Consider the following 19,501-nt stretch of genomic DNA (forward strand, 5'->3'; position numbering starts at 1 on the left):
GGAGCGGATGTGGCGGAAATGCACACCGGTGTTGGTCGTCAGCGCGGTGCCCAACCGTGGCCCCGGCCTCGCCGTATCGCAACCCTGTCGGTGCACACCTCCCCCCTGCACCAGCCCGGCACGGGCGATGCCGGCGGAATGAACGTCTACATCCTCGAGGTCGCCCGGCGACTCGCCGAGGCCAACGTCGAGGTGGAGATCTTCACCCGGGCCACCTCCGGCGACCTGCCCCCGGTCGTCGAGATGGCACCCGGCGTGCAGGTCCGGCACATCACCTCCGGTCCGCTGGAAGGGCTCACCAAGGAAGAGCTGCCCGGCCAGCTCTGCGCCTTCACGGCCGGGGTGCTGCGGGCCGAGGCGTCCCGTCCGCCCGGGCACTACGACCTGATCCACTCCCACTACTGGCTCTCCGGCCAGGTCGGCTGGCTGGCCAAGGAGCGTTGGGGGGTGCCGCTGGTGCACACCGCGCACACCCTGGGGAAGGTCAAGAACGCCCAACTCGCGGCCGGCGACCGGCCGGAGCCCAAGGCCCGGCTGATCGGCGAGGAGCAGGTGGTCGCCGAGGCGGACCGGCTGGTCGCCAACACCCGGTTCGAGGCCAGCGACCTTCTCGATCGGTACGACGCCGACCCGGCCCGGGTCTCCGTGGTGCAACCGGGCGTCGACCTGGGCCGGTTCCGGCCTGCGCCGGGCGACCGGTCCGCGGCGATCCGTGAGGCCCGCCGCCGGCTGGGGCTGCCGGCCGAGGGGTACGTCGTCGCCTTCGTCGGTCGTATCCAGCCCCTCAAAGCCCCCGACGTGCTGATCCGCGCGATTGCCGCCTTGCGGGAGCGCGACCCGGCGCTGGCCGACCAGGTGACCGTGGTGATCTGCGGTGGGCCCAGCGGCAGTGGGCTGGACCGGCCGACCGCACTGATCGAGCTGGCTGCCAAGCTCGGGGTCAGCGACGGGGTGCGGTTCCTGCCGCCGCTCACCGGGGACGACCTGCCGGCCCTGTACCGGGCGGCCGATCTGGTCGCGGTGCCGTCGCACAACGAATCGTTCGGGCTGGTCGCCCTGGAGGCGCAGGCCTGCGGTACGCCGGTGGTGGCCGCCGCCGTCGGAGGGCTCGTCACCGCTGTGCGCGACCAGGTGAGCGGCGTCCTGATCGACGGGCACGACCCGGTCGACTGGGCCATCACGCTGGGCCGGCTGCTGCCGGACCAGGCGCGCCGGGCGGTGCTTGGCCGGGGCGCTGCGCAGCACGCACGGCACTTCTCCTGGGACCGTACGGTCACCGGTCTGCTTGGCGTCTACGGCGAGGCGATCGCCGCGCACCGCGCCCGGCTCGCGGCCGACCTGGCGGGCGACCCTGCGCTCTCCTGCTCCTGGTGATCAGGGCGTTGGTCGCCAACCGGCGTGCCAGCCGGGTCGGTCGTAGAGTAGGCCGGTGAGCCCGAAAACCGATCTTGCGACCCTGATCGAGTCGGTCTGTGCCGAGCGGGACCTGGCCTGCGAGTCGACCGGCCCCGGCTCGTACGCCGTGACCCTGCCGGGCACCCACAAGCTCAAGACGGTCTGCAACCTGATCGTCGGTGAGCACGCGCTACGGGTCGAGGCATTCGTGATGCGCCAACCGGATGAGCGCCGGGAGGAGCTGTGGGCCTGGCTGTTGCAGCGCAACGCCCGGATGTATGGCGTGTCCTTCTCCACGGACTCCGTCGGCGACGTGTACCTGACCGGGCGGGTCAACCCGGCCGGCGTGGATGCCGACGAGTTGGACCGGCTGCTCGGTGCCGTGCTCACGTACGCCGACGAGTCGTTCGACACGATGCTGGAAATCGGCTTCGGTAGTTCGATCCGGCGGGAGTACGAGTGGCGGGTCAAGCGTGGCGAGTCGACCGCCAACCTGGCCGCCTTCGCGCATCTCTTCGAGCCCTCCGGCACGGGCCCCGATCCAGCCTGATCCTGGATCCAGCACGGTCATGGGGAGCTGACGGTGGTTCGGACTGCTCCTGACGGGTATGCCGCACCGCGCGGTGCGGCAAGGGACCCCCGCGCGCCGAGGACGGAGTGTCGAGGAGCGTGAGCGTCCCATGGCTCAGCGGAACAGCTCAGGTCGCGGCGGGACTGCGACCAGGACCAAACGACAGGCCGGCAACCAGACGCCGGGTACTCCCGGGATCTCCGAGTCGGAGATTTCCCGGATGCGGGTGGACGACATCCGCGGGCAGTTGCGCAAGCGCGGTGTCTCCGGGATTTCCGCGCTGCGCAAGCCCGACCTGGTGAAACAGTTGGTGCGCTCGCTGCGTTCCGATGCTGGTGGCGCGGGCCGGCGCAGCACTGGACCGGCTGGTCGGGCCACCGGCACCAGGGCGTCGGCTGGTCGGGCCGCCGCGACGAAGAAGTCGGCGTCGAGGGCGGCACCGAGTCGCGCGAAGGCCGCACCGGCGAACAAGAGTGCGCCCGCGAAGCGGGCCGCCGCTAAGAAGACGACCGCCGCGAAGACGACGACAGCCGTGCGGAAGTCGACGGGGATCCGCAAGACGGCTCCCGCGAAGAAGACGACGGCGGCGTCCAAGTCGACCGCCGCACGCAGGACGTCGGCGGCGAGCAAGTCGACGACCGCCCGTACCGCACCTGCGCGAAAGGCACCGGCCAAGAAGGCACCGGCACGTCCGGCGGCGAAGCGTGCGGCACCCGCCAAGAGCACTACGGCGAAGCGTGCGGCACCCGCCAAGCGAACGGCGCCACGGTCGGTCGGCAGCGGCACGGGTACCGGTGGAATCCGGACCGGACGGGGCACCGGACGGTCGGTCCGCAGCTCGCAGGTGATTGCCTCGATCTCGGATCGGCCGGAGCGCCCGGGACGGAGCCTGATCACTGCGAATCACGAGGTGATCCAGCGCTGGGCCAGGGAGCGCGGGGCGAAGCCGGCGACCATCGCCGGCACAGAGCGGGACGGCCGGGCGGGTGTTTTGACCTTCAACATTCCCGGATACCGAGAAAGCAGCCGGATTCGCGAGATCACCTGGGATGAGTGGTTCTACACCTTTGACCTGCGCCGGCTGAACCTGATTTATCAGGAACAGCTACGCGATGGCCGGCCGAGCAACTTTTTCCGAACCGAGTCACCCGATCGGGAAGACGGTTGAGGTGTTTGCGGGAATGGTTGACGGGTACGCGGCTGTTGCCAAAGACCGAGGCCCCAGCAGCGGATACTCGCCAGTTGTGACCGGCGAGACAGGGTTCTGGGTTGATTCCAGAATCTGGGCGATCTAGCTTTATTGCACCGCGCCACGCTTGGAAACGTTCGGGGGAGCGGCGGATCGATCAGATCCGCGCACCGAGCGAGGCGCGAGGGGACGGGTGGACTTACCGTTGGGGGACGGTGCCCACCTGTTTGGACCGGCGGCTGAGCGGGCGATGCTTACGGGGGTGAGTGTTGCCCGCCGCCGCCGGCCCCACCGGCGGGCGCCCACCACGACCTGAGGGACGTGGTGGGCGCTTTGCGTATTACGCCGTCAGGCGGCCGGCACCCGGTCGGCGTGTGTTGCCGGCTCCCGGCCTGCGGCCTGGCGTAGCGCGGCGACGTGCCGTTCCCGGGGTGGTCCGGCGAGCAGATGCCCGAGCGCCGCCACCAGGCCCAGCCCACCCACGATGAGCCAGTGCCGGTCGCCGAGGTGCTCCAGGCTCACCCCACCGAGGGTGGGAGCGACAAACGCCGCAGCCGGGAAGGTCAGGTAGAAGACCGACTGGTACCGCGCGCGTAGCTGCGGTGGTGCCAGGTCGGCGTTGATCTGCGCGTTGGGTGGGGCGGCGAGCATCGAGCCGACCGTCCAGACCGCCGCGGCACCCAGGTAGATGGCCAACTCGTCGGCGACGGAGAGCACTCCGAAACCGAGCGCGAGCAGCGCGGTGGAGGCGGCCAGCACGACGTCCTTGCGGTGCCTGTCGATCAGCCGGGGCACGAACAGTTGCCCGACCACGATCAGCGCGCCACCGAGAGCCACCACCAGCCCGTACGCCGATGGGCCCAGGCCGTCCGCGCGCATGGCCAGCGGCATGATCGTCGAGGTCTGCATGGTGAGTACGGCCAGCACGAAGGTGAGTCCGACGAAGACCAGGAACGTGCGGTCGGTGAGCGCGGTGTGCAGCCCCGGTCGGCGGGGTCGGACGGATTTCGGTGCCATGCGCGCAGCCGACTGACCCTCGACTGCCGGCGTGGCCATGCGCAGAGTCTCTGGCACCTTCCAGCCGATCACGGCGGCGGCCGTCAGGGTGGCACCGGCGTCGACAAGGAACAGCGCGGTGAAGCTCGCCTCGGCCAGCACGCCGGCGAGCAGCGAGGCGACCGCCATTCCCAGGTTGAACGCCCAGAACTGGAGGTTGAACGCGCGCGAACGCCGTTCGGCGGGCACCACGTCGACGATCGCGGCGACGAACGCCGGGCTGGGCATCGAGTGGACCACGCCGACCAGCGCGGAGAGCACCGCGATCAGGAGCAGGGGTCGGCTGAAGGCGAGCGCCACCATCAGACCGGCCGTGGTCAGGTGCGCGGCGAGCAGGGTTGCCCGGCGGCCCCACCGGTCGGCCAGCACGCCGCCGAGCAGTACGCCGGCCGCCCCGCCGGCCCCGTACGCGCCGACCACCGTGCCGGCCAGCCCGACGCTTGCTCCGCGCGCGTCGGTGAGGTACAGCGAGAGGAAGAGCATGGCGAACGCGCCGGCACGGTTGATCAGCAGGCCGGCCCAGAGATACCAGAAGGTGGCGGGGAGGCCGCCCGCAGTGTCGTGCCACCAGCGCCGCAGGGCGTGCACCCGACCTCCCGACAGTTCAGTTTCTTAACCGTTTCCTCTGCACGGTAGAAAGTCGAGGCCTGTCGCGCCAGTCGGTTTCCTGATCTTGAGGCGTGTCGTCAGGCGACTGCCTCGGCGGGCTGAGGCCCCCGATCGGCGGTAACCGGTGCCAACGCCTCGCCAGAGCGGCGCAGGGCGGTGGCACGCCGCTCCCGGGCCGGCCCCGACACCAGGTGGGCGACCGCGAGCAGGACGCCGAGCGCGGCGCAGCCGTACCAGAGCGTGTCGTTGCCGGCGTGCTCGCGCAGCAGGCCGCCGAGGATCGGTGCGATGGCCCCGGCGATCTGCCACGAGAGGGAGAACACGCCCTGGTAGCGGCCGCGCAACTCGGCCGGGGAAAGCTCGGCGATCAGCGTGGAGTTGGACGGCGAGTTCAGCATCTCGCCGAGCGTCCAGACCAGCACGGTCAACCCGTAGAACCAGGCGGTGCCGGCGAACGCGGTCAGCCCGAACCCGACGCCCAGCACCACGGATGCCAACGCGAGCACGTGCGAGCGGCTCCGCCCCCTGATCAGACGGGGCACGAAGAGCTGACCGACCACGATGAGTACGCCGTTGAGCGCGATGACCGAGCCGTAGGTGGCCGGGCTCAGGCCGTCGTCGCCCATGGCGATCGGCAGCATCGAGATGTGCTGGAGGAAGACCAGCGCGGAGAACAGATTGAGGGCCACGAAGCCGAGGTAGACGCGGTCGGTGAGGATCGTGCGTAGAGCACCGCGCGGGGCGCTCGCTACGGCGGTGGCGGCAGGACCGGCCAGCCGTGTCTCCGGCACCCGGGTGAAGATGATCGCCGCGGTGACCAGCATGGTGCCGGCATCGACCACGAACAGCAGCAGGTAGTTGGCCTGTGCGGCGAGGCCGGCGAGGACTGCGGCGCAGGCGAAGCCCAGGTTGATCGCCCAGTAGTTGAGCGAGAAGGCGCGCAGCCGGTCCTTCGCCGGCACCACGTCGATCATCATCGCCCCGAACGCGGGCCGGGCCGCCTCGGCGAACATGCCGAGCAGGAGGGCGCCCAGCGCCACCGCCCAGAGGTCCCGGGCCAGCCCGAGCGCGAGCATCATGGCGGCCGCGCCCACGTGCGCGGTGAGCAACGTCGGTCGGCGGCCCCACCGGTCTGCGAGTGTGCCGCCGGCGGTGGTGCCGAACGCCCCACCGACGCCCCAGAGGCCGATCACCAGGCCGGCCTGGGAGGCCGAGAAGCCGCGTTCCTGGGTCAGGTAGATGGCGAGGAAGACGAGGACGAACGAGCCGAGCCGGTTGATCAAGGTGCCTGACCACAGGTACCAGAAGGTGGTCGGCAGGCCCCCGGTGGTATCCCGGAACCAACTCCGCATCGTCCGCATATGGCGCCCCGCTTGTAGTAATGACCGATCTGACTGTCGTGCCTTACAACCCTAGCGGCGGGTGGATCCGCTGGTCACCCGCATATTCACGTGGTGGTCGTCACGACGGCTGCCTGCGTGTCCCAGCGGCGGTTGAGGCAGGATGATCCGCATGACTGCGAGCGAAGGGCCCACCGTCGGGACGCTGGTCCTGCTGCGGCACGGTGAGAGCGACTGGAATGCCAAGAACCTCTTCACCGGCTGGGTGGACGTCGACCTGACCGAGAAGGGCGAGGGCGAGGCGCGGCGCGGTGGCGAGCTGCTGCGCGAGCACAGCCTGCTGCCGGACGTCGTGCACACCAGCGTGATGCGCCGTGCCATCCGCACCGCCGAGCTGGCGCTCAGCGCCGCTGACCGGCACTGGATCGCGGTGCGCCGGTCGTGGCGGCTCAATGAGCGGCACTACGGCGCCCTGCAGGGCAAGGACAAGAAGCAGACCCTCAATGAGTACGGCGAGGAGCAGTTCATGCTCTGGCGCCGGTCCTACGACACCCCGCCGCCACCGATCGACGACAACGACGAGTGGTCGCAGGTCGGTGACCCCCGCTACGCGCTGCTGCCGACCGAGCTGATGCCGCGGACGGAATGCCTCAAGGACGTCGTCGAACGGATGCTGCCCTACTGGTACGACTCGATCGTGCCGGACATCCTGGCCGGCCGGACGGTGCTGGTGGCCGCGCACGGCAACTCGCTGCGCGCCCTGGTCAAGCACCTCGACCAGATCTCCGACGAGGCGATCGCCAAGCTCAACATCCCGACGGGCATCCCGCTGCGCTACGACCTCGACCCGCAGCTGCGCCCGCTCACCCTCGGCGGCACCTACCTCGACCCGACCGCCGCGAAGGAAGCCGCCGCGGCGGTGGCCAACCAGGGTCGCTGAGCTGCTGAAAAGGGCCCCTCGTCAGCGCGGGAAGCGGTGACGAGGGGCCCTTCTTTGGATCAGGGTCAGCTGCTGGTGGGCGCGCTCTGCCCGGTGATCAGGTAGATCACGTGCTCGCCGGCGTTGACCGCGTGGTCGGCGAAGCGCTCGTAGTACCGGCCCAGCAGGGTGGCGTCGATCGCGGTTTCCACCCCGTACGGCCACTCGTCGCCGAGCAGCATTGCGAACAGGCTCTTGTGCAGCTCGTCCATGGCATCGTCGTCGCGGTCCAACTCGCCGGCGAGGTTGGCGTCGGGCTTCGCCAGCACCGAACCGATCTTCACGGCCATCCGGTCGGCGATCTCCGACATTTCGGTGAAGACCGTCCGCAGTTCGGCGGGAACGGCGGGGGAGGGGTGCCGGCGCAGCGCGGTCTTCGCCACGTGATCGGCGAGGTCGCCCATCCGCTCCAGATCAGCGGCCACGTGCAGCGCGGTGATCATCGCTCGGAGGTCGGAGGCGACCGGCGCCTGTCGGGCGAGTAGGTCACACACCCGCTCCTCGACGTGCCGGTAGAGGTCGTCGATCTCACCGTCCCGCTCGATGACCGTCTCGGCGGCCTGCCGGTCGGCGGTGAGCAGGGCCCGGGTGGCCTGGCGCATGGCGGCGCGGACGCCCTCCGCCATGTCCACCAGCAGTTGGCTGACGATCTGGAGGTCGGCCCGGAACTCGTCGCGCATCATCACGTCCTGTGGTCGGTCGCCGCCGACGGGTGCCGGCGCAGGGGGGTTGAGCAGGTGCGACGCCAACGGTAGGGGGCGCGGACGGACCCCGGATGAACCACGGTGAACGACGCCGGACGCAGGGGTGAACAATTCTGAAAGTGAGGGTGGTTCGTCCCGGTCTGTGTGGTAGCCAGGTTAACAATGACCCTACGATCGCCGGGTGGAGTGGGCGGTGGCGGTCGTGGTGGCCGTAGCGTTGGTGGCCGGGTTGGCCGCCGGTTTCCTGCTGCCCCGGTTCCTGCCAGCGCGGGACGGTCGCTCCACGTCGACGGGGAGCGCGAGCTCCCGCTGGAGCAGGGGGAGGCCCGCGATAGCCGACGAGCAGCAGGCCGGGCTCGGCCGCCGGACGATCGACTCGCTCCGGGCCGGTGTCGTGGTTCTGGACAACGACGACGTGCCCGTCCTGATCAATCCGGCCGCCCGCGCGATGGGGCTCCTGCGCACCGGAGGCCTCCCCGGCTCGATCGCCGCGCACCCGCTGATTCGTACCCTTGCTGGCCAGGTGCGACGCACCGGAGTGCGGCGCGAGATCGAGCTGGACCTGCCCCGAGGTCGCGACAGCGCGGGGGAGAACCCCCTCGGCGTGCACCTGCGAGCGATGGGCCTCGGCAACGGCTTCATCGCGGTCGAGGCGGTCGACGTGACCGAGTCGCACCGGCTAACCCGCGTACGACGCGACTTCGTGGCCAATGTGAGCCACGAGCTCAAGACCCCGATCGGGGCGCTTCAACTGCTCGCCGAGGCATTGTTGGACGCGACCGAGCCGGCCGACGCCGCAGCACCCGACCTCTCCGAGGACCTGGTGGCCGCCCGTCGGTTCGCCGAACGGATCCAGCACGAGTCGACCCGGCTGGGCCGGCTGGTGCAGGAGCTGCTGGAGCTGACCCGGCTGCAGGGCGCCGAACCGCAGCCGCCACCTGAGCCGGTCGCGCTGGACTGGGTGATCGCTGAGGTGGTCGACCGGACCCGCACCACGGCTTCCGCCCGGGGCGTCGAGGTGGTCGTGGACGGCGCGCGGGGCCTCACCGCGTACGGCAGCGACTCCCAACTCGCCACGGCGGTGGCGAATCTGGTGGAGAACGCCATCAACTACTCGGCCGAGGACACCGCGGTGCGGGTCACTCTCCGCGGCAACGACGAACACGTCGAGATCGCGGTCGCTGACCAGGGCATCGGCATCGCCCCCACCGACGTGGACCGGATCTTCGAGCGGTTCTACCGGGCCGACCAAGCTCGCTCGCGTGCCACTGGCGGCACCGGGCTCGGCCTGGCAATCGTGAAACACATCGCGAGCAACCATGGCGGACGGGTAGAGGTGTCGAGCACTCTTGGTGGTGGATCGACGTTCACCCTCCGGCTGCCCGCCAGCCCACCGGATGACCTGCTGGCGACACTGCCGGCGGTTGGGATCGAACCCGGTCCGGCTGGGCTACGGCAGGTCTGACAGCAAATGGAAAGGAAATCCCCGTTGAGCCGCGTTCTGGTGGTCGAGGACGAGGAGTCGTTCTCCGACGCCTTGTCGTACATGCTCCGTAAGGAGGGCTTTGAGGTTTCGGTCGCTGCGACCGGGACCGACGCCCTCACCGAGTTCGACCGGACCGGCGCCGACATCGTGCTGCTCGACCTGATGTTGCCAGAGATGTCGGGGACCGAGGTCTGCCGGCAACTGCGGCAGCGGTCGGCCGTGCCGATCATCATGGTCACCGCGCGGGACAGCGAGATCGACAAGGTGGTCGGGCTGGAGATCGGCGCCGACGACTACGTCACCAAGCCGTACTCGCCGCGGGAACTGGTCGCCCGGATCCGGGCGGTGCTGCGCCGGCAGAGCCCGGAGGTGGCTGAGGCGGGCGCTCCGACGCTGGCCGCGGGTCCCGTGCGGATGGACATCGAACGGCACGTGGTGACCGTCGATGGCGGGGCCGTGCAGCTGCCGCTCAAGGAATTCGAGTTGCTGGAACTGCTGCTGCGCAACGCTGGCCGGGTGCTCACCCGTGGCCAGCTCATCGACCGGGTCTGGGGCGCCGACTACGTCGGTGACACCAAGACGTTGGATGTGCACGTCAAGCGGCTGCGTTCCAAGATCGAGCCGGAGCCGTCCGCGCCGCGCTTCATCGTCACCGTTCGGGGCCTGGGCTACAAGTTCGAGCCGTGATCGGCGTACCCGAAGGGGGTCTGCGCTCGGCGCAGGCCCCCTTCGGGCTGTCCGCGCTTGGTCAGCGGACGACCTTGAAGTTGAAGTTGGCGGTGCCGAGCCGGCCGTAGAGCCGCAGCCAGAGCGGGAGCAACATCTCGGTGCCCCGCGCGGTGGAGAGGTCACCGAGATCGATCACGTCGGTGTGCCCAAAGCTGACGAGCAGCCCGGTGACGATCCGCTTGGCCTCCGCGTCGTCACCGGAGACGAAGACGCTGTGCCCACCGTCGGCGAGCTGACGCGGATGCACCATCAGCTCGGCGGTCAGTGTGTTGAGCGACTTGACCACCCTGGTCTGCGGAAACTCGCGCTGGATCCGTTCGGCGAGGGAGTCGGTGTTGTGTACCGACAGGGTGGGAGGGAAACCCGCACCGAAGTCGAGCGGGTTCGCGATGTCGAGCAGGACCTTGCCGGCCAGGTTCGGCGCGCCGGCTGCGGTGAGCGCCGGGAGTGAGCCGTTGCCGTTGGTGGCGTTCACCACCAGCTCGGCGGCGCTGGCGGCTTCGGCCAGGGTCGCGAGGCCGACCTCGGGGTGTTGCGCCGCCCAGGCGGCGTATTCGCCGGCCCGCGTGGCCGCGACGTCGCGGGTGCCGATGGTGACCTGGTGGCCCAACACCGCCGAGCGGGCGGCGATCGCCTGCCCGACCGAGCCGGTTCCGAGAACTGCGATGCGCATGTCGATCGATCCTCCGTTGGGGGCGCGGCGCGGCGTCGCGCCGGTTGCAGCAGGCTAACAGACAGGTCTGTCTACTGCTGCCCGCTGGAGTGCGTCGTGCGCACCAAGGCACGTGCCGGGGCGGGTCTCGGCCGGCGGCTGGGGTGGTGCCCTCCGCTACCTGTAGACCTGCCCCAGGTGTGGGGCAGGTCAGCGTGCGGCTTTAGACGGACTGGAAATAGCGCTGCCCGCGCTGCCCGCGCTGCCCGCGCTGCCCGCGCTGCCCGTGCTGCCCGCGCTGCCCGTGCTGCCCGTGCTGCCCGTGCTGCCCGTGCTGCCCGTGCTGCCCGTGCTGCCCGTGCTGCCCGTGCTGCCCGCGCTGCCCGCGCTGCCCGAGGCCCCGCCCCGTATTTGGGGCAGCTCTACAGGGGCCACGGGATGCACCTAGGAGCCGGCACTGGACGCGCCAAAGGCGGTGAGACGACAGGCGGGACACACCGGGCGGTGCCGGCAGTTGACTCGGTGAGAATTGCAGACGGAACTGTCTGTAGGATCTGTGCCGCTACCAGCAGATCGAGGGAGTGTCGATGCCCGCGCCCCGCACCCCGGCCGGCTCGGCCCGGGACCGGATCCTGGACACCGCGTTCCGGCTCTTCTACGCGCACGGGCCGCGCGGCGTTGGGGTGGATACGGTGATCGCCGAGTCGGGCGTGGCCAAGGCGACGCTCTACAAGCACTTCCCGCGCAAGGACGATCTCGTGCTGGCGTACCTCGATCGGGTCGACCAGGCATGGTTCGGCGCGCTGCGGGCTGCGGCCCGGGACGCCGGCAACGAGCCGCGCGACCAGTTGGTCGGTATGTTCGACGCGCTGGCCGGTGCCTGCCGCCGGGAGGGTTACCACGGCTGCGCGTTCATCAACACCGCCGCCGAGTCACCTGCCGGCGGCCCGGTGCACGCCCGGACGGTCGAGCACAAGACAGTGGTCCGGGCCTGGGTGACCGAGTTGGCCCGTCAGGCCGGCGCGGCCGACCCGGAGTTGCTCGCCCGGCAGCTCACCCTGCTGCTGGACGGCGGGCTCGCCAGCGGTGTGCTGGACGGCGACCCGCTGATCGCCGACGCGGCCCGGCGCAGCGCCAGCACTCTGATCGACGCCGCTCTGCGCTGACCGGCACTCAGCTCAGAACAGCTTGCGCAACGCCGCGGCGATCTCGGCCACCTCCGTCAGCGAGCGTGGGATAACGAATCTCCGTCATCACTCAGCCAGGCGAGCGAGCAGCGTGGCGTGGCGTTCGATGATCTCGTCCGCGAGATCGCCGAACTCCTTGGCGTTCCGCCGCGCCAGGTAGTCGTCAATCGCGGTCACGACGACGGCGTGCATCGAGCGTGCTTCCTCGTCCGCGACGAGACGCAGTCGCCGCTCACGGATTGCCGCCAAGATCAGCTATAGCTCGTCGGCGGGGTGCGGGGCGACCATGCCCTGCTTCGTCCGAGCCGCACACAGCTCGGCCAGCCGCTCGTACGCGGCAGCGCCGATCAACGCGGTCAGCTCCGGGGAGTACGACAGGTACATCGGCTCGGTGCCGACGTGCGCGTCCGTCGAGGAGGTGCACCACCAGTCCAGGTCGTGCCCACCGGCCCCCCAGCCCCGCCGATCGAACTCGGACAGCGTGGAGACCAGCACCTTGGAGTTGTCCGGCCGCTTGACCCAGTCCTGATCTCGGCGGATCGGCAACTGCCAGCAGACGTCCGGCTTGTATTCCAACGGGTGCACCCCATCGCGCAACGCCTGGGCGTGCAGAGCGCAGCCACCACCGCCGGCGAAGTCGGCGTCATTGAGGAACACGCACGGACCCTCGGTGCCCTGGGTGGCGGTGCGGCGGGCCGGGGTCTTGCCGTCGATGGTGTCCTCGTCGGTCCAGTTCTTGAACCCGCGCTGGAAGTGCTGCCAGGTCGACGGGGTGAGCCGCTTGACGGCGTTGCGGACCCGTTTCTCGTCGTCCGAGTCGGTGAAGAACGCCCCGTGCGAGCAGCAACCGTCGGCGGCCCGGCCGGCGATGATGCCGTGGCAGCCCTTGCCGAAGATGCAGGTCCAGCGGGAGAGCAGCCAGGTCAGGTCAGCGCGGATCAGGTGCGCCTCGTCGGCCGGGTCGGTGAACTCGATCCACTCCCGGGGGAAGTCCAGTGGCACCTCGCGACTACGCGGGTCGCCTGGGTCGTCCACCAGCACACGGAGCTCCATCGTCACCCGCACCAGCGTACGCGCGGTGACGTCCGCGGGCCGGCGAGCCGCGCAAACGTGTTGCACCTAGGGTCTTCACCATGCGACTGGGTGTCCTCGACGTCGGTTCCAACACGGTGCACCTCCTTGTGGTGGACGCGCACCACGGCGCGCACCCGTGGCCGGCGCACTCCGAGAAGGTGGTGCTCCGGCTGGCCGAGCAGATCGGCCCCGACGGCGCGTTGACCGAGGCGGGTGCGGACGGCCTGGTCAAGGCCGTGGGTATGGCCAAGGCGGCCGCCACCGGGCTGGAGGCCGATGACCTGATCGCGTTCGCCACGTCCGCGGTGCGCGACGCCACCAACGCGGCCGAGGTGCTGGCACGGGTCCGTGACGAGACCGGCGTACGCCTGGCGGTGCTCTCCGGTGCGGACGAGGCACGGCTGACGTTCCTGGCTGTGCGGCGTTGGTTCGGCTGGTCGGCGGGGCGGTTGTTGGTGCTCGACATCGGCGGCGGCTCCCTGGAGATCGCCGCTGGCATCGACGAGGACCCGGACGCCGCGATCTCGTTGCCGCTCGGCGCCGGGCGACTGACCCGGGAGCGGCTGCGGGTCGACCCGGGCAGCATGGCGCCGCCGTCCGCCGAGGCCGTCGACAAGCTGCGGGAGTACGTGGAGGGCCGGCTGGACAAGGTCGTCGACCAGATGACCGAGGTGGGTTGGGGCCGCGCGGTGGCCACCTCGAAGACGTTCCGCACCCTGGCCCGGCTGGCCGGGGCGGCGCCGTCCGGTGCTGGGCTCTGGGCGCGGCGCAAACTGACCAGGGCCGGTCTGCGGCAGGTCATCGGCTTCGTCCGACACATCCCACCAGCCCAGTTGATGGAGTTGGAGGGGGTCAGCGCGGGCCGTGCCCACCAGCTGCTGGCCGGTGCCGTGGTCGCCGAGGCGGTGATGCGCCGCCTGGATCTGGACTCGCTGGACATCTGCCCGTGGGCGCTGCGGGAAGGGGTCATCCTCCGCCGACTCGATCAACTCGAACCGATCTGACCGAGCAGGCGTTTTAGGCCTATTTGCTGGCGCTCGTCACGATGCTCCAAGCGCTACCGGGCTACGCTCACAGACGTGACTTCCCGCGTTCCCGTGCTCCTGTCCAGCTCGTCGGTCTTTCCCGAGCCGACTGCGGCGGCGTTCCAACTGGCTGCGGCACTCGGCTACGACGGCGTCGAGGTGATGGTCTGGACCGACGTGGTCAGCCAGGACGCGGGCGCGCTGCGTGGCCTCTCCGCGCACTACGACGTGCCGGTGCTCTCGGTGCACGCGCCCTGCCTGCTGGTCACCCAGCGGGTGTGGAGCCCGGACCCGTGGGAGCGGCTGCGCAAGGCCGCCGAGCTGGCCGAGACACTGGAGGCGCCGACCGTCGTGGTGCACCCGCCGTTCACCTGGCAACGGGACTACGCGCGCAACTTCGCCGAGGGGCTGGCCACGGTCGCGGCCCGGTTCACCGGGCTCCGGTTCGCGGTGGAGAACATGTACCCGGTGCGGATGGCAGGTCGACAGTTCGTCCCGTACGTGCCGGGTTGGGATCCCACCGACACCGGCTACCCGTCGTACACCCTGGATCTGTCGCACTGCGCGGCCTCACACAGCGACCCTCTGGAGATGGCCGACCGGATGGGCGCCGCGCTGGCGCACGTGCACCTCGGCGACGGCACCGGTGAGGGCCGCGATGAGCACCTGGTGCCCGGCCGCGGCACTCAACCCTGTGGTGAGCTGCTCTCCTCGCTGGCTGGGCGCGGCTTCACCGGGGCGGTGGCGGTGGAGGTCGCCACCCGGGGCGCGAAGAGTCGCGCGGTGCGCGAGGCGGACCTGCGCGCCGCACTGGAGTTTGCCCGTCAGCACCTGACCGCGCCGTCCCCGGTCGACGCCTGACCCGACCGCCCCGCGCCGGGACGGTGGCGGTGTCAGCTGACCGGCGAGAGCGAGTCGGCGCCCGCGGTCGGCTGCGCGGCGACCGTCACCTGCTCGCCGACCGCCGCCCGCTTGCGAGCCCGGTGCGCGGCCACATGCGAGCGGGTGGCGCAGCGCTCCGAGCAGAATCGCCGGCAGCAGTTGGACGACGTGTCCAGGTAGACGTTGCCGCACCGCTCGTCGGCGCAGACCCCGAACCGTGCGCTGCCGTACTCGCAGAGCCAGACCGACAGCCCCCAGACCGCGCCGGCCAGGTATTCCGCACTGACCGAGGCGCCCCGGCTGGTCACGTGCATGTGCCAGTCGCTGGAGTCGTGCCCGGAGATGCGCGGTTGCACCGGGAACGCCTCGAGCAGCGTGTTCAGCTCGGTGACCGCCTGGGCGTCACGCCCCGAGGTGCCGTATTCGAAGACGTCGCGCAGCCGCTTCTGCGCCCGCCGGAAGATCGCGACGTCCCGGTCCGCGACTTCGTCGCGCATCCAGGCGTTGTCGTCGGGGAAGAGGGCCCGCAGGTCGTCGAGGTCGTCCAGGCGGGCGTTGACCAGGTCAACGCCGGTCCGGGCGTACGCGTCGAAGTTCACGCCCCCAACGGTAGACGACTCATGGGGTGCGCGGCGCGTCGATGTAGTGCGGCAGGAAGCGCGCGTAGCCGTCGGTGATCAGGCTGGCGCTCTCCCGCACACCCACCCCGGCCGACTCACCGTCGACGATCCAGCTGCCCAGCACCATCCGGTTACCGTCGAACTGCGGCAACGCCCGGAACTCCTGGTAGCACCAGCCCTCGTCGCCGTAGATCCCCGGGTTGGTGATCTCCTCCTCGGCGGTGACGATGCGTACTGAGCCGCCCTCCCGGCCGAGCAGCGGCTTGGCCACGTACTCCGTCATGCCGCGCGGCGAGTCGAGGTAGGCCGGGAGCAGGTACTCGTGGCCGGGGTACAGCTCCCAGAGGACCGCGAGCAGCGCCTTGTTGGACAGCAGCAGCTTCCAGGCCGGCTCGATCCAGGTGGTGGGGGTGCCCGGGGCCAGCGCCGCCGGCCCGTACGGCTCGGCCAGCATCCACTCCCAGGGGTAGAGCTTGAAACAGGTGGTCACCGGGCGATCGGCGGCGTCGACGAAGCGCCGGCCGTCCCACCCGATCTCCTGGATCGGGAGCAGGTCGACGGTCAGGCCGGCCTGCCGGGCGGTCTCGGCGAGGTAGCCGGCGGTCATGTGGTCCTCGCCCGACTCCTCCTCGTTCGACCAGAGCACGTGCACCCGTGGCTCGTGCAACCCGGCCCCGATCTTGGCCCAGGCACCGACCAGCCGCTCGTGCAGGCTGTTCCACTGGTCCAACTCCGGCCGGGTGTGCTCCAGCCAGTACCACTGGATGATGCTCGCCTCGACCAGTGCGGTCGGGGTGTCCGCGTTGTACTCCAGCAGCTTCGGCGGCCAGCTGCCGTCGTACGCGAGATCGAAGCGCCCGTAGAGGGTGGGTGGCGCCTCGCGCAGCGACCGGGCCACCGCGTCGGCGGCCCACGTCGGGATACCGAAGTCGGCGTAGCGGTGGTTGGCAACCACGTGCTCGGCGGCGGCGACCGACATCCGGTGCAGCTCTTCGGTGGCCTCCTCCAGGCGTTCCACCTCGTCCAGATCGAAGGCGTACGTGGCGGTCTCGTCCCAGTAGGACATGATCCCGCCGTCGGGCAGCTCGGTGTCGACGTAGACGAGGCCCTGTGCCCGGATGGTGGCGTCCCAGTCGGGTCGGGGCGCGACCGTCTCACGGCGCATCTCAGCCGCCGCAGGAGGCGAGGTGGGTGCCGAACCCGCCGCGATCGGGCAGGGCCGCCGTGGTCGGCTCCGGGGCGGCGCGACCGGCGGCTGACTCGGGGACCCGCATCGCCAGGGCCACCGTGTCGCCGCCGCCGACCGGCCCCAGGGCGCAGTCGTCGTCATCGTCGTCGTCCGAGGTCATGTTGCAGCCGGAGAGGGCGAGCGCGAGAGCGGTGAGCGCGCCGAGCTGCACGGAGGCCGACCGGAGCCGGCGGCGGGGGCGTTGGTCCACGGCATCGTTGTAGCCGATCGACGCCACCGCCGCCGCCCCGCCCCGGGGCGCGGGTGCCCCCGGCCGCCCCTCGGCGGGGGCCCTGGCAGGGGCGTTACGCTCGGTTCATGCTCCGTTCCGTCATCCTCGCCGCCTCCCGGTCATCCCAGGTCGAGCGGCTCGTCGCGACCGCCCCGTACACCCGGGACGTCGTTCGCCGGTTCGTTGCCGGCGCCGCTACCGACGACGCGTTGCGCGCGACCCGCGGGCTCGTCGACGACGGTCTCGCGGTCACCCTCGACCACCTGGGTGAGGACACCGTCACCCCTGAGCAGGCCACCGCCACCCGCGACGAATACCTGAAGCTGCTGAAGATGCTCGCCGCCGCGGGGCTCACCCCGGCTGCCGAGGTGAGCGTGAAGCTCTCCGCTCTGGGCCAGATGTTCGACGAGCAGTTGGCGTACGACAACGCTCGCGCGATCTGCGCGGCGGCTGATGCGGCGGGCACCACGGTCACCCTGGACATGGAGGACCACACCACCACGGATTCGACCCTGGATGTGCTGGGCCGGCTGCGCAAGGATTTCCCGTCGACCGGTGCCGTGCTCCAGGCGTACCTGCGCCGGACCGAGTCGGACTGCCGGGAGCTCTCCTCGGCCGGGTCGCGGGTGCGGCTGTGCAAGGGCGCCTACAAGGAGCCGGAGTCGGTGGCGTACCAGTCGGCTCGCGAGGTGGACAAGTCCTACGTGCGCTGCATGAACATCCTGATGTCTGGTGACGGCTACCCGATGCTGGCGACCCACGACCCGCGAATGATCGCCATCGGCGAGGACCGGGCCCGCTGGTTCGACCGGGGGCCGGAGCGCTTCGAGTTCCAGATGCTCTACGGCATCCGCCCCGAGGAGCAGGCCCGCCTGGCCGGCGAGGGCTACACCGTCCGCACCTACGTCCCGTACGGCGACGAGTGGTACGGCTACCTGATGCGCCGTCTTGCCGAGCGCCCGGCCAACCTGGTCTTCTTCGGTCGCGCTCTGATCTCCAAGAAGTAACCCGAAACCGGTCGACGGGCCGGCGGGACCCTCTGGTCCCGTCGGCCCGTTCGCGTCTGTGCCTTGACGGCTAAAGCTAAGTAGCTTAGCTTTATGGCTATGACAGCTAGCCAGGTTCGCCGCGAGGGCGGGCACATCGCGTACGAGGCGCACGGCGAAGGTCCACTGGTCGTGCTCACACACGGCATGGGCGAAAACAGAGCGAGCTTCCGGCACCTGGTGCCGCTACTCGTCGGGGCCGGCTACCGGGTCGCCTCGGTCGACGTCCGGGGCCACGGGGAGTCCAGCGCCGGCTGGTCCACGTACGCCCCGGCGGAGGTCGGCGCGGACCTGTTGGCTGTGGTCCGTGACCTCGACGCCGGGCCGGCCGTGCTGGTTGGCAGCTCGTCCGCGGCGGCGGCGGTGGTCTTCGCCGCCACCGATGCGCCCGAGCTGGTCGCCGGCATCGTGCAGATCGGCGCGTTCGTCGGTCAGCCGAAGCTCAACCCGCTGCTGCGGATGGCGATGTGGTCCGTGCTGCACAGCCCCCGACTGTTCGGGATGTTCCACAACACGCTCTTCCCGGTGCACCGGCCCGCCGACGACGCCGCGTACCGCCGGTCGATGGTGGCCAACCTCCGCGAGCCCGGCCGGATGGCCGCGACGCGCGGTGTGATCGAGCCGGTCGAACCGCACTGGACCGCCCGCGCCCCGCAGGTCCGGCAACCGGTGCTGGTGCTGATGGGCGCCAAGGACCCGGACTTCCCCGACCCGGGTGCCGAGGCGCGGGCCGCCCGCCGGCTCTTCCGCACCGCCGAAGCCCGGATGATCGAGGAGTCCGGCCACTACCCGCACGCCGACCGGCCCCAGCGCACCGCCGACGAACTGCTCGGCTTCCTGGCGGTGTGCACCGGTGCCTAGGGTCGGCCTCAACCAGCAGACCGTCGTGCGGGAGGCCGCACGGCTGGCCGACGAGGTCGGCTATCAGCAGCTCACCCTCGCCGCGCTCGCCAGCCGACTCGGGGTCGCGCTGCCCAGCCTCTACAAGCACGTGCGTGGGGCGGACGCGTTGGCCCAGAAACTCTCCGCTCTGGCCACCGCCGAGCTGGCCACGGAGATGACCGCCGCCGCCGTTGGCCTGGCCGGCGGCGACGCACTCCGGGCGATAGCCGACGCCTACCGTGGCTACGCCCACCGACACCCCGGCCGCTACCCGGCGGCCCAGCGGGTGCCCGACCCGGCCGACCCGGAGCACGTCGAGGCGGGCGAGCGCGCGGTCGGTGCCATCTTCGCGGTGCTACGCGGGTACGGGCTCGCCGGCGACGACGCGGTGGACGCGACTCGGGCCCTACGCAGCGCCCTGCACGGTTTCGTCTCCCTGGAGGCCGCCGGCGGCTTCGGCCTGCCCCACGACGTCGACCGCTCGTACCGCCAACTGATCGCCGGCTTTGACGTCGCGCTCCATTACTGGCCCGACTCTCGCGCCGCCTGACCCGACCGAGCACCGCCGGGGCGGTACCGGCCTCGCCCCATCCACCGATTGGTCGTAACCTTCGG

21 protein-coding genes are annotated in these 19,501 nt (G+C 70.7%); 12 read left to right on the top strand and 9 right to left on the bottom strand.

Going from position 1 to position 19,501, the window contains the following annotated elements; translation table 11 throughout:
* Positions 1-9: 9 nt before the first annotated feature.
* The 3 genes from mshA (at position 10) to ACLQ28_RS24920 (ending at position 3,134) form a co-directional block, all read left to right on the top strand.
* Positions 10-1,374 carry a D-inositol-3-phosphate glycosyltransferase gene (mshA, locus tag ACLQ28_RS24910; RefSeq protein ID WP_425688692.1) on the top strand — a complete coding sequence of 455 codons (1,365 nt, stop codon included), beginning with the start codon at positions 10-12 and terminating at the stop codon, positions 1,372-1,374.
* 55 nt (positions 1,375-1,429) lie between these two features.
* A complete protein-coding gene (locus ACLQ28_RS24915; RefSeq protein ID WP_425688693.1) occupies positions 1,430-1,945 on the top strand; it encodes a YbjN domain-containing protein in 516 nt (171 codons plus the stop codon).
* 340 nt (positions 1,946-2,285) lie between these two features.
* Entirely contained in the window at positions 2,286-3,134 is an 849-nt protein-coding gene (locus ACLQ28_RS24920; RefSeq protein WP_425688744.1) for a hypothetical protein, read from the top strand.
* A 369-nt stretch (positions 3,135-3,503) separates the two neighbouring features.
* On the opposite strand, the gene ACLQ28_RS24925 is transcribed toward ACLQ28_RS24920, so the two are convergent.
* Together ACLQ28_RS24925 and ACLQ28_RS24930 are read right to left on the bottom strand one after the other, a co-directional pair.
* Positions 3,504-4,799, bottom strand: coding sequence for an MFS transporter (locus ACLQ28_RS24925; protein ID WP_425688694.1), 1,296 nt, complete (start codon positions 4,797-4,799; stop codon positions 3,504-3,506).
* A gap of 98 nt (positions 4,800-4,897) precedes the next feature.
* On the bottom strand, positions 4,898-6,181 hold the full coding sequence (locus tag ACLQ28_RS24930; RefSeq protein ID WP_425688695.1) for an MDR family MFS transporter: 1,284 nt from the start codon (positions 6,179-6,181) through the stop codon (positions 4,898-4,900).
* A 151-nt stretch (positions 6,182-6,332) separates the two neighbouring features.
* Here ACLQ28_RS24930 and ACLQ28_RS24935 point away from each other — a divergent pair, with 151 nt between their 5' ends.
* Positions 6,333-7,100, top strand: a complete 768-nt coding sequence (locus ACLQ28_RS24935; RefSeq protein WP_425688696.1) for a phosphoglyceromutase — start codon at positions 6,333-6,335, stop codon at positions 7,098-7,100.
* Between the two features lie 65 nt (positions 7,101-7,165).
* On the opposite strand, the gene phoU is transcribed toward ACLQ28_RS24935, so the two are convergent.
* The gene (gene phoU, locus ACLQ28_RS24940) at positions 7,166-7,819 is read right to left on the bottom strand and encodes a phosphate signaling complex protein PhoU (RefSeq protein ID WP_425688697.1); all 654 of its coding nucleotides are present in this window, start codon (positions 7,817-7,819) and stop codon (positions 7,166-7,168) included.
* Positions 7,820-8,024: 205 nt separating this feature from the next.
* Here phoU and ACLQ28_RS24945 point away from each other — a divergent pair, with 205 nt between their 5' ends.
* Positions 8,025-9,308: a sensor histidine kinase gene (locus tag ACLQ28_RS24945; protein WP_425688698.1), complete on the top strand. Its 1,284-nt coding sequence runs from the start codon at positions 8,025-8,027 to the stop codon at positions 9,306-9,308.
* Positions 9,309-9,332: 24 nt separating this feature from the next.
* The gene (locus tag ACLQ28_RS24950; protein ID WP_030329696.1) at positions 9,333-10,016 is read left to right on the top strand and encodes a response regulator transcription factor; all 684 of its coding nucleotides are present in this window, start codon (positions 9,333-9,335) and stop codon (positions 10,014-10,016) included.
* A gap of 61 nt (positions 10,017-10,077) precedes the next feature.
* On the opposite strand, the gene ACLQ28_RS24955 is transcribed toward ACLQ28_RS24950, so the two are convergent.
* Positions 10,078-10,731 (bottom strand): NADPH-dependent F420 reductase, encoded by a 654-nt coding sequence (locus tag ACLQ28_RS24955; protein WP_425688699.1) that lies wholly within the window; start codon positions 10,729-10,731, stop codon positions 10,078-10,080.
* A gap of 566 nt (positions 10,732-11,297) precedes the next feature.
* Between ACLQ28_RS24955 and ACLQ28_RS24960 the strand changes: the two genes are divergently transcribed.
* Positions 11,298-11,876, top strand: coding sequence for a TetR/AcrR family transcriptional regulator (locus ACLQ28_RS24960; protein ID WP_425688700.1), 579 nt, complete (start codon positions 11,298-11,300; stop codon positions 11,874-11,876).
* Between the two features lie 87 nt (positions 11,877-11,963).
* Here the strand turns inward: ACLQ28_RS24960 and ACLQ28_RS24965 are convergent, their stop codons facing one another.
* Both ACLQ28_RS24965 and ACLQ28_RS24970 read right to left on the bottom strand, forming a co-directional pair.
* Complete coding sequence (locus ACLQ28_RS24965) at positions 11,964-12,089, bottom strand: hypothetical protein (RefSeq protein ID WP_425688701.1); 126 nt, start codon at positions 12,087-12,089, stop codon at positions 11,964-11,966.
* Between the two features lie 63 nt (positions 12,090-12,152).
* On the bottom strand, positions 12,153-12,950 hold the full coding sequence (locus ACLQ28_RS24970) for a hypothetical protein (protein ID WP_425688745.1): 798 nt from the start codon (positions 12,948-12,950) through the stop codon (positions 12,153-12,155).
* Positions 12,951-13,030: 80 nt separating this feature from the next.
* Between ACLQ28_RS24970 and ACLQ28_RS24975 the strand changes: the two genes are divergently transcribed.
* Positions 13,031-13,975: a Ppx/GppA phosphatase family protein gene (locus tag ACLQ28_RS24975; RefSeq protein ID WP_425688702.1), complete on the top strand. Its 945-nt coding sequence runs from the start codon at positions 13,031-13,033 to the stop codon at positions 13,973-13,975.
* Between the two features lie 75 nt (positions 13,976-14,050).
* Positions 14,051-14,857, top strand: coding sequence for a sugar phosphate isomerase/epimerase family protein (locus tag ACLQ28_RS24980; RefSeq protein ID WP_425688703.1), 807 nt, complete (start codon positions 14,051-14,053; stop codon positions 14,855-14,857).
* A 32-nt stretch (positions 14,858-14,889) separates the two neighbouring features.
* Here the strand turns inward: ACLQ28_RS24980 and ACLQ28_RS24985 are convergent, their stop codons facing one another.
* Genes ACLQ28_RS24985 through ACLQ28_RS24995 form a run of 3 tightly spaced genes read right to left on the bottom strand, consistent with a single transcriptional unit; the run spans position 14,890 to position 16,937 of the window.
* Positions 14,890-15,477: a CGNR zinc finger domain-containing protein gene (locus tag ACLQ28_RS24985; RefSeq protein ID WP_425688704.1), complete on the bottom strand. Its 588-nt coding sequence runs from the start codon at positions 15,475-15,477 to the stop codon at positions 14,890-14,892.
* Positions 15,478-15,496: 19 nt separating this feature from the next.
* Positions 15,497-16,663 (bottom strand): glutathionylspermidine synthase family protein, encoded by a 1,167-nt coding sequence (locus ACLQ28_RS24990; protein WP_425688705.1) that lies wholly within the window; start codon positions 16,661-16,663, stop codon positions 15,497-15,499.
* Position 16,664: 1 nt separating this feature from the next.
* Entirely contained in the window at positions 16,665-16,937 is a 273-nt protein-coding gene (locus tag ACLQ28_RS24995; RefSeq protein WP_425688706.1) for a hypothetical protein, read from the bottom strand.
* A gap of 107 nt (positions 16,938-17,044) precedes the next feature.
* On the opposite strand from ACLQ28_RS24995, the gene ACLQ28_RS25000 reads away from it, so the two are divergent.
* The 3 genes from ACLQ28_RS25000 to ACLQ28_RS25010 all read left to right on the top strand — a co-directional run bounded on the left by ACLQ28_RS25000 (position 17,045) and on the right by ACLQ28_RS25010 (position 19,436).
* Positions 17,045-17,965 (top strand): proline dehydrogenase family protein, encoded by a 921-nt coding sequence (locus ACLQ28_RS25000; RefSeq protein WP_425688707.1) that lies wholly within the window; start codon positions 17,045-17,047, stop codon positions 17,963-17,965.
* A gap of 99 nt (positions 17,966-18,064) precedes the next feature.
* Positions 18,065-18,865 carry an alpha/beta fold hydrolase gene (locus tag ACLQ28_RS25005; RefSeq protein ID WP_425688708.1) on the top strand — a complete coding sequence of 267 codons (801 nt, stop codon included), beginning with the start codon at positions 18,065-18,067 and terminating at the stop codon, positions 18,863-18,865.
* The gene (locus ACLQ28_RS25010; RefSeq protein ID WP_425688709.1) at positions 18,858-19,436 is read left to right on the top strand and encodes a TetR/AcrR family transcriptional regulator; all 579 of its coding nucleotides are present in this window, start codon (positions 18,858-18,860) and stop codon (positions 19,434-19,436) included. The genes ACLQ28_RS25005 and ACLQ28_RS25010 overlap by 8 nt, the downstream gene beginning before the upstream one ends.
* The last annotated feature ends 65 nt before the right edge of the window (positions 19,437-19,501 follow it).

Origin of the sequence: Micromonospora sp. DT201, assembly GCF_049841575.1 — a bacterium.
Taxonomy (GTDB): Bacteria; Actinomycetota; Actinomycetes; order Mycobacteriales; family Micromonosporaceae; genus Micromonospora.

What these genes read in the sequence shown, in the direction of transcription:
- ACLQ28_RS25005 (WP_425688708.1), top strand. Translation starts at nt 18,065, where the DNA reads ATGACAGCTAGCCAGGTTCGCCGCGAGGGCGGGCACATCGCGTACGAG.
- ACLQ28_RS24970 (WP_425688745.1), bottom strand. Translation starts at nt 12,950, where the DNA reads ATGGAGCTCCGTGTGCTGGTGGACGACCCAGGCGACCCGCGTAGTCGC.
- ACLQ28_RS24960 (WP_425688700.1), top strand. Translation starts at nt 11,298, where the DNA reads ATGCCCGCGCCCCGCACCCCGGCCGGCTCGGCCCGGGACCGGATCCTG.
- ACLQ28_RS24935 (WP_425688696.1), top strand. Translation starts at nt 6,333, where the DNA reads ATGACTGCGAGCGAAGGGCCCACCGTCGGGACGCTGGTCCTGCTGCGG.
- ACLQ28_RS25000 (WP_425688707.1), top strand. Translation starts at nt 17,045, where the DNA reads ATGCTCCGTTCCGTCATCCTCGCCGCCTCCCGGTCATCCCAGGTCGAG.
- ACLQ28_RS24965 (WP_425688701.1), bottom strand. Translation starts at nt 12,089, where the DNA reads ATGCACGCCGTCGTCGTGACCGCGATTGACGACTACCTGGCGCGGCGG.
- ACLQ28_RS24955 (WP_425688699.1), bottom strand. Translation starts at nt 10,731, where the DNA reads ATGCGCATCGCAGTTCTCGGAACCGGCTCGGTCGGGCAGGCGATCGCC.
- ACLQ28_RS24990 (WP_425688705.1), bottom strand. Translation starts at nt 16,663, where the DNA reads ATGCGCCGTGAGACGGTCGCGCCCCGACCCGACTGGGACGCCACCATC.
- phoU (WP_425688697.1), bottom strand. Translation starts at nt 7,819, where the DNA reads ATGCGCGACGAGTTCCGGGCCGACCTCCAGATCGTCAGCCAACTGCTG.
- ACLQ28_RS24930 (WP_425688695.1), bottom strand. Translation starts at nt 6,181, where the DNA reads ATGCGGACGATGCGGAGTTGGTTCCGGGATACCACCGGGGGCCTGCCG.
- ACLQ28_RS24975 (WP_425688702.1), top strand. Translation starts at nt 13,031, where the DNA reads ATGCGACTGGGTGTCCTCGACGTCGGTTCCAACACGGTGCACCTCCTT.